Origin of the sequence: Arcobacter arenosus (assembly GCF_005771535.1) — a bacterium.
In the GTDB taxonomy this organism is placed as follows: Bacteria; Campylobacterota; Campylobacteria; order Campylobacterales; family Arcobacteraceae; genus Halarcobacter; species Halarcobacter arenosus.
Genome location: NZ_VANU01000004.1, coordinates 116,474 through 128,948, shown reverse-complemented (window position 1 = coordinate 128,948; position 12,475 = coordinate 116,474). Strand labels below are relative to the sequence as shown.

The window sequence follows — 12,475 nt, the reverse complement described above, 5'->3', positions numbered from 1 at the left end:
AGTAATACTTTGTATATATGCTTACTTTTTTATTAATTAACTTCTTCTTTTTTGTCTTCCATTTGATTTAATAGTTCACTTGTAAGCTCTATTGTTAGATAATGATCTACCATACTTGAATCAGCTCCAGTTAGTGTTGGATTTGCTTCAAGTACTTTAAGTACTGCATATGATGTAATAGGGTCATATTCTTTTTTTATTAAAAATTTTTCAAGTAATAAATCCATTTCTAAAACCTCTAAAGCAGTTGACATAGTTTTATACACCCAAGCCGTTACAATTGTTTCCATAAAATCAGTTGTTGGTTTAAATATTCTGTCATCTTCAACTATTGTGTAAAGTTTTATTTTCCCTAATATCTCTAAAACATCAGCATCTTTACAAGCGTTTAGTTTATATCCATTTTCTATAATCTCTATATCACCATCTATCAATGCTGTATCAAGTTTAATTTGTTGTTTAATTTGATAAGACTCTTTGTACATATCTATAAAATCTTGCATAATAAATTCCTTTTCTTAATCCTTTTATATATGCAAGTTTAGTACCACAAGGAGTCTATTTTACTATTAACAACTAATTAGATAAAATCTGTTTTTATTTAAATAGATTTTTACAGGAAACAAAATGGAAGAAAAAGAACTTAAAGTCTTTATAAAAGAGAATACATCTTTACTTAATGAATATATAAATTGCGTAATATTAAAAGATATTGGCGTTATGTCATCTAGTTTTTTTATTAGATTAGTTGATGAATACTTTAATAAACAGGAAAAAAGAATTAGTACTGATAACTTGACTCCTGATACTTTAGCCTATTATCTAATTGCAGAAGTTTTAGGAGAAGCACAACAAGCCTTTCCTTTTTTTAGAAAAGATACAATGACCTTAGATTTGATATTTAAAGATGCAAAGGTTTATTTTAATCATGTAAAATTTACAATAGAAGATAATAGTTTTAATATATATTTAGTTCAAACAAAAGCTGGAGTTAGTACTTTAGATGAAGAGATAGTTAAATACTCAAAACAATTTCCTATGAAGACTTCAGGAATTGAAGATTTTATTTCAAAAAAATCAAATTCAAAATATTCTTAAATAAAAAGGGGTAAAGAAAAAGTTCTTTACCTCAATACTACTCATTTTAATCAATCATTTTTTTATTTGTTCGTTTATTTTAAAAACAAAAAAGAGTAATTTTTCATAATATATGTTATTATTTATAATGTTTTAAATTATAACAAAGGAGAGGATTATGTATTTTATAACAAATAGGGAACCAAAGGGTAGTTTTGCAGAACAAACTGCTGGGGTAAGGTATCATTTCGATTTAGATAAAAATGCACCTTCGAATTCTGTGTACTATTGTGAAAGAAATAGTGAAAATGATTATATGGAAATTGGGTCAACAAGATTAATGAAACAATTAAAAATATCAAAAGCTAAGAATATTCTTCTTTTTATTCATGGTTTTTCAAATCTTCCAGAAAACGATATATTTCCTAGGGTTAAAAGTCTTCAAGAACTATTTGATGAAAAAGAAAAAGACTTAGTTTTAGTGATACCTATAATTTGGCCATGTGATAATGACAAAGGGATTATAAAAGATTATTGGGATGATCAAAAATCAGCAGATGTTAGCTCTTTTTCTTTTGCAAGGGTACTTCAAAAATTTATGAAATGGAGAGATGAATTTACAAAAGATGAAGATATATGCTTAAAAAGAATAAGTGTATTAAGTCATTCTATGGGAAATAGAGTCTATAGAGAAACTTTACACCAGTGGAATAGATACGATTTAGCAAATGGTGTTCCTCTATTATTTAGACATAGTTTTTTAGTTGCTGCTGATATTGTTAATGAATCACTAGAAGAGGATAAAAAAGGAAGATTGATAAGTCAATCAAGCAGCAATGTATCTGTTTATTTTTCATCGGGTGATTTGGCATTAAGAGCTAGTAAAGTATCAAATCTTAAGAATAGAATAGCATCTAGAAGGTTAGGTCATACAGGCCCAGAAAATATGTTAAAAGTTCAAAATAATGTTTATTCAATAGATTGTGAAGAGTTAAGCAATAAATACGATTTTCCCAAAGGTCATTCTTATTTTTTAACAAATAAAAAAGGTAAAGCAGGAAAAGTTTTTGAACATATTTTTAATACAATAAAAACTGGAAGAGTAAAATCAAATAAAGATAGAACTCATATTTTGTAATAAATTTTCCTAATTTTATATGATTCTCAGCATATTTAATTAAAATCCCTTATAAAATATAGAGGATTATATAATTTGGAATTTATACAAACAATAATTGAGTCATTAAACGTAATGACTACCTATGAAGCTATTGCTATGATTTTAGCAATAGCTTATATAGTTTTAGCAATAAAACAAAGCCTTTGGTGCTGGCCTGCTGCATTTGTCTCAACACTTATTTATACTATTCTTTTTTATGATGTGTCATTACTTATGGATTCAGCTTTAAATGCTTATTATCTTATAATGGCAGTTTATGGTTGGTATTCATGGAAATATGGAGGTAAGTTAGAACAGCAAGAGTTAGAAGTTACAACATATGGTTTAAATAAAAATATTCAAATCATTATAGTTTTAACTATTATATCTTTAGGGTTTGGATATGTTATGGCAAATTATACTAGTGCAGATTTTGCTTATGTTGACTCTTTTACAACAGTGTTTGCAGTCTTCTCAACATATATGTTAGCAAAAAAGATTATAGAAAACTGGATATATTGGATAGTTATTGATATTATCTCTATTTATATTTATATTCAAAAAGGTTTAAATCTAACGGCAGTTTTATTTATGATTTATACTATATTAGCATTTATTGCATATCAAAACTGGAAAAAAGAGTATGACAATACAAAAACTTCAAGATTATAAGATATTTAAAAATGAAGAGATTTTAACTCTTGAACCATTAAGAAATCAGGGTTTTTGCAATATAAGTTATGAATTGAAAACTTCAAAAAACACTTATGTTTTAAGGGAGTTTAGTAGTGATAAAAGTGTAAATATAAGTAGAGGTTTTGAGTATAAAATTCAAAATAAAGCTTATAAAAAAGGTATTGCTTCAAAGCCTATTTATCTTGACAAAAATAAAACTTTTATGATTTATAACTTTTTAAAAGGTAATCATAAGAGGAATTTAAAAAAAGAGAATTTAAAAGTTTTAATCAAAACAATAAAAAAACTTCATAATATTAAGATTAAGTCAAAACAATTAAATTTAAAAAATGAGCTAAAAAAATATCAACATCTAAAAACAAAAGAGGCAAAAAATAGTCTAAAAATATGTAAAAAAGAGTTGAAGAATTTAGAAAAATATAAAAAGAGATTAGTTATATGCCATCACGATTTAAATCCTAAAAATATCCTTTTTATTAAAAAAGATATTAAATTTATTGATTGGGAATATGCTGGCTTAAATGATGCTTTTTTTGATCTTGCAACTATTAGTGTAGAATTTAACTTAGAAAAAAGAGAAAAAAGATATTTATTGAAAAAATATCTAAAAACTTTTACAAAAAATGATATCTTAAAACTTGAATCGTATATAAATATTTATAAACATATTTGTAAGTTATGGTTTATAAGTTTATCAAGTAAAAATGAGGATAGTAAATGAAAATCTCATATCATCGTAGAAGAAAAATGAAAACAAGAAGAATTGCCATAAGAGATTTAATTTTACAAGGAATTGAAGACCCAAAAGATTTAGCAAAAGAGCTAAAGGTTACAGTTCAAACTATAAAAAGAGATTTAGAAGCTATGAAAACTATGAGTCATGAGGATTTTAAATTTGCTAAAAGAGATAGTTCTCAGGAGATACTTGATAAAAAAGATGAAATCTTAAGAATGTTAGATGATGAAGAATATTACAATGATAATGGTGATATAAATATAAATAAAATCACATCTGAATTAAAAACTAGTAGGGCTACTGTTATGTCTGTTTTAAATGGTGAATAAGATTTATAAATGTAAATTTATTGAAACAATTAAATTACTTGCGCTTAAAATTTTTAGGACAAAATGATAATGTTTAATTAATATAGGAGAGAGATTGGATTATTTAAGTATAAATAAAGAAGCATGGAATAAAAGAACTAAAATACATCTTGAATCAGACTTTTATAATGTAGAATCTTTTAAAAATGGTAAGTGTTCATTAAATGTAGTGGAACTGAAACAAGTTGGAAATGTAAAAGGAAAATCTTTATTACATCTTCAGTGTCATTTTGGTCAAGACACTTTGTCTTGGGCTCGTTTAGGGGCAGAGGTTACAGGTGTTGATTTGTCTTCTGATGCAATTAAAGAAGCTAATCAATTAAAGTGTACCTTAGGATTAAAAGCTGACTTTATTGAAAGTGATGTTATTGAATTTGGACAAAAAAATATGAAAAAATTTGATATAGTATTTACTTCATATGGAGTATTAAACTGGTTACCTAATTTAGTTGATTGGGCAAAAACTATTGCTAACTCATTAAAAGTTGGTGGAGAGTTTCATTTAGTAGAATTCCATAGTTTTACTGATTTATTATCTGGTTACTCTTATTTTACAAATGCACAACCTGATGTGGAAGATGAAGGTACTTATACAGAAAATTGTGATGGCTCTACATCAACGGTAGTTACTTGGTCCCATCCAATAAGTGAGGTGATAAATGCTTTAATTGGCGCAGGTTTAACTATAGAGTCATTTTATGAGTATCCCTATAGTCCATACAACTGCTTTGATGGTTTAGAGTTAGTACCAAATATGGGCTATCAGATGATTTTTAAAGGTCAACAAGTCCCATTATTGTATTCAATAAAGGCACTAAAAAATCCTTATAAAAAAAAGAAATAAGGATTTGATAATTGAAATATCTTAAAATAACCATAAATTTATTAATATTTACATTTGTATCATTAAATGCACATGATGTTGGTTTTCGTAAAGTAGATAATGTTTTAAAAGATGGATTTTCAATGGTAGTACTATATCCAACTTCATCAAAACCAAAACCAGTAACTTTTGGTCCCTTTACTTTAAATGTAGCAATAGGTGGCAAAGTTGAAGAGGGGAGATTCCCTTTAGCAGTTTTATCCCATGGTTCAGGAAGTAGTAACTTATCATATAAAGATATAGCTATTTCATTGGTTACTAATGGTTTTATTGTTGTTATGCCTTTACATCCCAAAAATAACTATTTAGATAATTCATTTGAAGGTAAGGTTGAAAATTATATGAATAGACCAAAGCAAATATCATCATCAATTGATAAAGTTCTATCAATGAATAGTTTAAGTACTCATATTGACAATAATAAAATCGCTGTTTTAGGACACTCCATTGGTGGATATACTGCACTTGTTGTTTCAGGTGCAATTGCTAAGAATAAGGATTTAATTGATTTATGTAAGAGAGAGTCATCTCTTCTTGATCCTTATTGTAAACCAGTTTTTGAAAAACTTTTAACACAAGAGATAAAGATTAGTTCAAAAGATACTAGAATAAAAGCACAAATATTGATGGCTCCTGTGGGAGCTGTATTTTTATCTAAGAATTCCTTAGCTGATGTTAATATACCTACATTATTACTTGTGCCTGAAAAAGATAGTGAATTAACTGAAAAGTATAACTCTAAAGTAATTAAAGATATTCTTGAAAAGAAGAGTATATTGACTTACAAAAAGATTCCTAATGCTGGACATTATTCATTTTTAACATCTTATCCCAATTTTTTAAAATCAAAATTAGGAATAATTGCACAAGATCCAGAAGGTTTTGATCGTGTTAATTTTCAAAAAGAATTAGGAAAAGTATGTGTTACTTACTTAAAAAAGGTATTATAATTGCTATAAAATATAGCTATTAAGAGATTTCTTTATATAATAAACAAAAAGGAAAATCTTGTCATTTGATACATTCAATCTATCTTCAGAACTTACAAAAGCATTAGAAAAAAATAACTATAAAACACCAACTTCTATACAAACAAAAGTTATACCACTTGTAAAAACAAAACAAGATATTATGGCTCAGGCAAAAACAGGGAGTGGAAAAACAGCTAGTTTTGTAATCCCTATTCTTGAAGCACTAAAAGAAAACAAGTCAGAGAAAAAAGCCCAGAAAAAAGATAAGATAAAAGTTTTGGTTTTAGCTCCTACAAGGGAATTAACTCTACAAATTGCACAGACTTTTTCAACATTAAGCAAGTTTTTCTCAAAACCACTTTCTATAGTTTCAGTTATAGGTGGAGAAAAAATAGGAGATCAACTTTTAAAGATACAAAAAGGGTGTGATATTGTAGTTGCAACTTCTGGAAGATTGCTAGATATTATAAGTAAAAAGCAAATTGATTTAGGCACCATTGAATATTTTGTTTTAGATGAAGCTGATAAGATGTTAGATTTAGGTTTTGTTCAAGAGCTTGACGAGATTTTAAAGATTATTCCAAAGCAAAGACAAAATCTGTTATTTTCTGCAACATATTCACCAAAAGTTATTGATATAGCTTCAAAGATAACTACTAAAGCTATAAAAGTAGAAGTTGAAGATGCAAGTACCCATGTGGAAGAGATAACTCAAAGGGCAATATTTGTAAAAAAAGAGGATAGAAGTGAACTTTTAAGATACCTAATAAAAGAACACAATTTCAAATCAGTTTTAGTTTTTATGGCAAATAAAAGAGCTGCAGATAATATAGCAAATAAGTTTATAAAAAAAGGCTTTGAAGCTGAGTCTTTTCATGGGGATTTGACCCAAGAGGAAAGAAATTTAACCCTTAATGATTTTAAAAATAAAAAAATAGATATTTTGTTTTCTACTGATATTGCTTCAAGAGGTTTACATATTGATGATATAGATTGTGTTGTTAATTTTGATTTGCCAAGAAGTACGGAAGATTATATCCATAGAATAGGTAGAACAGCGAGAGCAGGGAAAACTGGAACAGCAATATCTTTTTTAGATAATGAAAATCTAAACCACTTCAAACTAATAGAAAAAAGATATAAATTAAATATAACAAAAGAGCAAATAGATGGCTTTGATTTTACTGTTTTAAATACTACAAAACAAAAAGGGAATGCCCCAGTAAAGGGTAAAAGAAAAAGTAAAAAAGATAAGTTAAGAGAGCAAGGACTAAGATAGATATCTTGAAAAATCTACCTATATATGAAGTATTAAATGATATAAAAAACACTCTTAATACAAACTCTACAGTTATACTAGAAGCTCCACCAGGAGCTGGAAAAAGTACAGTTGTTCCTCTTTCACTTCTAAAAGAATCATGGCTAGAAGATAAGATTATTATAATGCTTGAACCTAGACGTGTTGCAGCTAGAATGGTTGCCAGGCAGATGTCAAAACTTTTAGGTGAAGATCTTGGACAAACTATTGGATATCAGGTTAAAATGGAGAGTTGTTTCTCAAAACAAACAAAACTTCTAATTGTAACAGAAGCTATATTAGTGCGAAAACTTCAATCTGACCAAGCTTTGGAAAATGTAGCTATGATTATCTTTGATGAGTTTCATGAAAGAAGTATCCATACTGATTTATCCCTTGCTTTATCTTTACAAGTTCAAGAATTATTAAGGGATGATTTAAAACTTTTGATTATGTCTGCAACACTAAACTCTAAGGAGTTAGTAAATTTATTAGGACAAGTCCCTGTTATAAGTTCAAGGGGAAAAATATATGATGTTGAAAATATATATTTAAAAGAGAGTATAAAACAGCCTGATTTTAAAACAATAAATAGTTTACTTTGCGATACAACTTTAAAAGCATTGGAAGAGAATAATGGAGATATATTAGTTTTTTTAGCAGGTTCTAAAGAGATAAAAAATTTGCAAATTAGTTTAAATGAAAAACTAAAAAATAAAAAGAGTGATATTGAAATTTTACCTTTATATTCTGCATTAAATAAAGAAGAACAAGATAAAGCTTTAATAAAAAGTGAAAAAAGAAAAATAATCCTTTCTACAAATATTGCTCAAACATCATTGACTATTGAAGGTGTTAGAGTTGTTATAGATTCAGGATTAGAAAAACAATCTTCTTACAACTATTTAACAAGTATGAATCATCTAAACCTTACTTTTATCTCAAAAGATTCTGTAGTACAAAGAGCAGGGCGTGCAGGGAGATTAAGTGATGGAAAGTGTTATAGACTTTGGCATGAAAAAAAGATATTACAAGAGACAACAAAACCAGAAATTTTAAGAACTGATTTAAGTTCATTTTTCCTTGAAGTTTCATTATGGGGTATAAAAGATACAAAAGAGTTAAAACTTTTGGATTATCCCTCAACGGAAATTGAACAAAGTACAAAATTAGTGCTTCAAGAGTTGAAAATGTTAGATGAGAACTTTGAGATAACAAAGTTAGGAGAGAAAGCATTATCCCTTGGAATACATCCTAGATTTGCCATTATGATATTAAAAGCAAATGAGTTAGGATATGCCTATGAAGCGACAATTTTAGCTACATTATTAAATGAAAAAGATATTTTTAAAAACAGTTTTAATGATAGTAATATCTATTCTAGATTTGTTCATTTATATGAAAATGATATAGAAAGTCATTTTATAAATAAATATTTAGCTTCAAATATTTTAAAACAAGCTAAGTTTTTATTTAAAAAATTAAACTCTTTTGAGGAAGTAAAAAAAGCTAAAAAAAGAGTAGATGAAAAGATTTTAAGTGTATTACTTCTTTTTGCTTATCCAGATAGATTAGCAAAGCAAAGAGGGAAAAATAGTAATAGATATAAATTAAGTAATGGAAAAGGTGCAATAATAAATATTGAAGATAGTTTGTTTAATGAAAGATTTTTAGTAACACCAATATTAAATGCACAAAATAAAGATTCATATATCTCATATGCTGTTAAAATATCACTTGAATTGATTCAAGAGTATTTCAATGAATATATACAAAGAAAGCAAACTATTGCATATAATAAAGAGTCAAATAGGTTTGACATAAGGGAAGTTACCAATTTTTATAAAGTTGAACTTACTTCAAGAGCAATTGCAAATGATAATAATATAGATTTTTCTATGCTTTTTTGTGAACTTATAAAAAAAGAGGGTTTAGAACTTTTGACTTGGAGTAAAAAGGCAATTGATTTAAAAAATAGAGTCAATTTTATAAATGAATATATAAATGACGAGTTTGTAAGTTTTAAAGATGAAGATTTACTTAGATCTATTGAAGTTTGGTTAAAACCATATTTAGATGATGTTAAGTCAATTAAGCAATTAGAAACTTTGGATATTTATACTATTTTACTCTCATCAATTCCTTGGGAAAAACAGCAAGAAATTGATATTTTAGCTCCTAGTTCATTAAGGGTGCCAAGTGGCTCAAATATCAAAATAGATTATACCAATATCCAAACACCAATATTAAAAGTTAAAATACAAGAGGTTTTTGGACTTCACGAAACACCAAAAATTTTAAATGGGAAAGTTGCTCTACAAATACATCTTTTAAGTCCAGCTTTAAGGCCTATTCAAATAACTTACGACCTTAAAAGTTTTTGGCAAAACTCTTATGCTGAGGTAAAAAAAGAGTTATTTTCTAAATATAAGAAACATTATTGGCCAGATAATCCATATGAAGCAATTGCTACAAATAAAACCAAAAAAAATATGAATAAATAAAGAGAATAGATTATATGAGTGAAAGATTAAAATTAATAGATACAGGTGTGCTTTTTATGCTTACAAGTTCAGTTTTAGGAGCACTTAATGGAGCCGTTGCAAAATACTTATCTGCAAGTATGGACCCTTTGGAAATAGTTTTTTATAGAAACTTACTTGGTGTTTTTATCATACTGTTTACACTAAAAAAATTTAATGTAGCCTTTGATAAATCAAAGGTACATTTACTATTATTAAGGGGATTATTTGGAGCTTTGGCAATGGCACTATTTTTTTATACCATTGCAACAATACCTTTAGGTGAGGCAGTAGTATTAAATAGAACTTCACCTTTTTTTGTAACAATACTTGCATACTATTTAATGAAAGAGAGTATTAGTTTAAAAACCTTTTTTGCTCTTATTATTGGATTTATTGGAATTATACTTGTAATGAAACCCTTTGGAATTGAGTTTTCATTTGAACATGTTTTAGGAGTAATGGGTGGTTTTTTTGCTGCTTGTGCTTATGCAACAATCAAAAGAATTAAAGATATCTATGATGCTAGACTTATAATGCTTTCCTTTATGGGTGTTGGTATGTTTATCCCTTTAATTTTATACTTTACTACAAATATATTTGAATTTAAACTTTATACAGATCCTATTATTTGGGCTTTAATTGGTTTTATGGCTATTATTTCTACTGGTTCACAGTGGTTTATTACAAGGGCATATAGTGTAAGTAAAGCAAGTATTATTGGAGTAGTTAGTTATACAAATATTCCATTTTCTATAGGATTTGGAATTATTTTAGGTGATGCTTTCCCCGATTTAACTACATTTATAGGTATTTTGCTTGTAATTTTTGGTGGTATTTTAGTTAGTTCTAACTTTCCCAAAAAACAGTAAATAACTATTGTTTTTATTAAAAAAATTGGTTAGACTAATCTTAATACATGATTACTAAGGAGAGAAAATGGTTAGAGTAAGTATTTTATACCCAAACGGTGAAGATATTAAGTTCGATATGGATTATTATTTAGATACTCATATTCCAATGGCAGGTGAGTTAATTGGTGATGTTTTAAAAGGTTCAAATATTGATTATGGATTAGCAAATGCAATTCCAGGTCAAGAGATTCCTTATGTTGTTATGACTCATTTAACATTTGAATCAGTGGAAGCTTTTCAAGAAGCATTTACTCCCCATGCAGATAAAATCATGAATGATTTACCAAACTTTACCAATTCAAACCCTATTATCCAAATAAGTAAAGTAAAAATTTAGATTTAATTAGTCAATAATTACTTGTATTAGTATTTATTGACTTTATTTTAAATATAATGCTTAACTATGAACTCTTTATATCAAAATATTGGCAATGACTTAGATATTGGTGAATTAATTTCAAAGGAAATCATCCAAACTCTTTGGAGTGGATATGGTGAACTAGTAAGATTAAAATTTGAATTAAAAAAAGTTATTGTAAAACATATAAAACTTCCAAAACCTGAACTTCATCCAAGAGGATGGAATACTGATTTTTCACATCAAAGAAAACTTCACTCCTATGAAGTTGAAGTTAATTGGTATGAAAACTTTAGTAAAGATGTTGATGAAAGATGCAGAATTCCCCAAGGGCTAAAAACTTTTAAAACAGAGAATGAATATCTAATAGTAATGGAAGATTTAGCAGATATTGAACTTACAGATACAACTTTAAATGCAAATGAAAGCCATTTAAAAGTTTGTTTATCTTGGCTTGCAAATTTTCATGCTAAATATTTAAATGTAAAAAATGAACTACTTTGGAAGACTGGAACTTACTGGCATCTTGAAACAAGACCAGATGAGTTTGAAAGACTTGAAGATTGTGAATTAAAGCAATATGCAAACACTATAGATGAAATACTTAAAAACACAAAATATCAAACAATAGTTCATGGGGATGCAAAACTAGCAAATTTTTGTTTTAATAGAATAGTTACAAAATGTGCCGCAGTTGATTTTCAATATGTTGGTCATGGTTGTGGTATGAAAGATTTGGCATATTTTATGAGTAGTGCTGTTGAACCAGAAGATTGTGAAGATTTAGAAGAGTTTATAAAAGATATTTATTTTGATGAATTGCATAAGGCTATAGAGATTTATCATCCAGATATTGATCCTCAAGATGTTGAAGATGAGTGGAGAATGCTCTTTTGTTTATCTTGGGCAGATTTTAAAAGATTTTTAAAAGGTTGGAGTCCAGAACATTTTAAGATAAATACTTACAGCCAAGCAGTTACAAATAGAGCCTTAATATATTTAAAGAGATTAGAAAATGCATAATATAAAACCAATAGGAACAATAAAAACACCTTTTAAATCAATAGAAGATATGCCAATTCAACCAAAGGGTGCAAAAGATGTAGAAGGGATTATTATCCTTGATGAAGAGTTAAGTGCAGGCTTAAAAGATTTAGATGGCTTTAGTCATATTTATTTGATTTATAGTTTTCATGAAGTAAAAAGGGAAGAATTAATAGTAACTCCTTTTATGGATACTCAAAAAAGAGGAGTTTTTTCAACAAGGTCACCACTTAGACCAAACCATATAGGTTTATCAATTGTAAAATTAAAAAGTGTTCAAGATAACAAAGTTTATGTGGATGGCATAGATGTTTTAGATGGAACACCTCTTTTAGATATAAAACCATTTATTGAAAAATTTGATGGTGTTAAAGATAGTAAATCAGGATGGCTAAAAGCTAGTGCTGAGGATGTTATAAATAAACGTTCTGATAAAAGATTTGAATAAGT

The 12,475-nt window shown here is 27.4% G+C and carries 14 protein-coding genes; 13 read left to right on the top strand and 1 reads right to left on the bottom strand.

Translation table 11 applies throughout. The annotated features are described in order from the left end of the window. Positions 1–32: 32 nt before the first annotated feature. Positions 33–503 (bottom strand): hypothetical protein, encoded by a 471-nt coding sequence (locus FDK22_RS09795; RefSeq protein ID WP_138152749.1) that lies wholly within the window; start codon positions 501–503, stop codon positions 33–35. A gap of 124 nt (positions 504–627) precedes the next feature. Here FDK22_RS09795 and FDK22_RS09790 point away from each other — a divergent pair, with 124 nt between their 5' ends. The 13 genes from FDK22_RS09790 to tsaA all read left to right on the top strand — a co-directional run bounded on the left by FDK22_RS09790 (position 628) and on the right by tsaA (position 12,473). Beyond that, a complete protein-coding gene (locus FDK22_RS09790; RefSeq protein ID WP_138152748.1) occupies positions 628–1,098 on the top strand; it encodes a hypothetical protein in 471 nt (156 codons plus the stop codon). Positions 1,099–1,255: 157 nt separating this feature from the next. Then, positions 1,256–2,215: an alpha/beta hydrolase gene (locus FDK22_RS09785; RefSeq protein WP_138152747.1), complete on the top strand. Its 960-nt coding sequence runs from the start codon at positions 1,256–1,258 to the stop codon at positions 2,213–2,215. A gap of 75 nt (positions 2,216–2,290) precedes the next feature. Continuing rightward, positions 2,291–2,908, top strand: coding sequence for a nicotinamide riboside transporter PnuC (pnuC, locus tag FDK22_RS09780; protein WP_228711693.1), 618 nt, complete (start codon positions 2,291–2,293; stop codon positions 2,906–2,908). Next, positions 2,880–3,653 carry a choline kinase family protein gene (locus tag FDK22_RS09775; RefSeq protein WP_138152746.1) on the top strand — a complete coding sequence of 258 codons (774 nt, stop codon included), beginning with the start codon at positions 2,880–2,882 and terminating at the stop codon, positions 3,651–3,653. Before pnuC ends, FDK22_RS09775 begins: the two co-directional genes overlap by 29 nt. After that, on the top strand, positions 3,650–3,997 hold the full coding sequence (locus FDK22_RS09770; RefSeq protein WP_138152745.1) for a hypothetical protein: 348 nt from the start codon (positions 3,650–3,652) through the stop codon (positions 3,995–3,997). The genes FDK22_RS09775 and FDK22_RS09770 overlap by 4 nt, the downstream gene beginning before the upstream one ends. A gap of 94 nt (positions 3,998–4,091) precedes the next feature. Further along, positions 4,092–4,880: a class I SAM-dependent methyltransferase gene (locus FDK22_RS09765; protein ID WP_138152744.1), complete on the top strand. Its 789-nt coding sequence runs from the start codon at positions 4,092–4,094 to the stop codon at positions 4,878–4,880. 11 nt (positions 4,881–4,891) lie between these two features. Then, positions 4,892–5,869 (top strand): alpha/beta hydrolase family protein, encoded by a 978-nt coding sequence (locus tag FDK22_RS09760; RefSeq protein WP_138152743.1) that lies wholly within the window; start codon positions 4,892–4,894, stop codon positions 5,867–5,869. Between the two features lie 58 nt (positions 5,870–5,927). Next, on the top strand, positions 5,928–7,169 hold the full coding sequence (locus tag FDK22_RS09755; protein WP_138152742.1) for a DEAD/DEAH box helicase: 1,242 nt from the start codon (positions 5,928–5,930) through the stop codon (positions 7,167–7,169). A gap of 5 nt (positions 7,170–7,174) precedes the next feature. Further along, positions 7,175–9,691 carry an ATP-dependent helicase HrpB gene (gene hrpB / locus FDK22_RS09750; protein WP_171012963.1) on the top strand — a complete coding sequence of 839 codons (2,517 nt, stop codon included), beginning with the start codon at positions 7,175–7,177 and terminating at the stop codon, positions 9,689–9,691. 14 nt (positions 9,692–9,705) lie between these two features. Continuing rightward, on the top strand, positions 9,706–10,581 hold the full coding sequence (locus tag FDK22_RS09745; protein WP_228711692.1) for a DMT family transporter: 876 nt from the start codon (positions 9,706–9,708) through the stop codon (positions 10,579–10,581). A gap of 67 nt (positions 10,582–10,648) precedes the next feature. Further along, entirely contained in the window at positions 10,649–10,960 is a 312-nt protein-coding gene (locus FDK22_RS09740) for an EthD family reductase (protein WP_138152740.1), read from the top strand. 66 nt (positions 10,961–11,026) lie between these two features. After that, positions 11,027–12,004, top strand: coding sequence for a phosphotransferase (locus FDK22_RS09735; RefSeq protein ID WP_138152739.1), 978 nt, complete (start codon positions 11,027–11,029; stop codon positions 12,002–12,004). Further along, positions 11,997–12,473, top strand: a complete 477-nt coding sequence (gene tsaA, locus FDK22_RS09730) for a tRNA (N6-threonylcarbamoyladenosine(37)-N6)-methyltransferase TrmO (protein WP_138152738.1) — start codon at positions 11,997–11,999, stop codon at positions 12,471–12,473. The genes FDK22_RS09735 and tsaA overlap by 8 nt, the downstream gene beginning before the upstream one ends. Positions 12,474–12,475 lie beyond the last annotated feature (2 nt).

Bases quoted from the DNA above. Each gene is read 5' to 3' on its own strand.
- FDK22_RS09795 (WP_138152749.1), bottom strand. From the start codon at position 503: ATGCAAGATTTTATAGATATGTACAAAGAGTCTTATCAAATTAAACAA.
- FDK22_RS09790 (WP_138152748.1), top strand. From the start codon at position 628: ATGGAAGAAAAAGAACTTAAAGTCTTTATAAAAGAGAATACATCTTTA.
- FDK22_RS09785 (WP_138152747.1), top strand. From the start codon at position 1,256: ATGTATTTTATAACAAATAGGGAACCAAAGGGTAGTTTTGCAGAACAA.
- FDK22_RS09775 (WP_138152746.1), top strand. From the start codon at position 2,880: ATGACAATACAAAAACTTCAAGATTATAAGATATTTAAAAATGAAGAG.
- FDK22_RS09770 (WP_138152745.1), top strand. From the start codon at position 3,650: ATGAAAATCTCATATCATCGTAGAAGAAAAATGAAAACAAGAAGAATT.
- FDK22_RS09745 (WP_228711692.1), top strand. From the start codon at position 9,706: ATGAGTGAAAGATTAAAATTAATAGATACAGGTGTGCTTTTTATGCTT.
- FDK22_RS09740 (WP_138152740.1), top strand. From the start codon at position 10,649: ATGGTTAGAGTAAGTATTTTATACCCAAACGGTGAAGATATTAAGTTC.
- FDK22_RS09735 (WP_138152739.1), top strand. From the start codon at position 11,027: ATGAACTCTTTATATCAAAATATTGGCAATGACTTAGATATTGGTGAA.
- tsaA (WP_138152738.1), top strand. From the start codon at position 11,997: ATGCATAATATAAAACCAATAGGAACAATAAAAACACCTTTTAAATCA.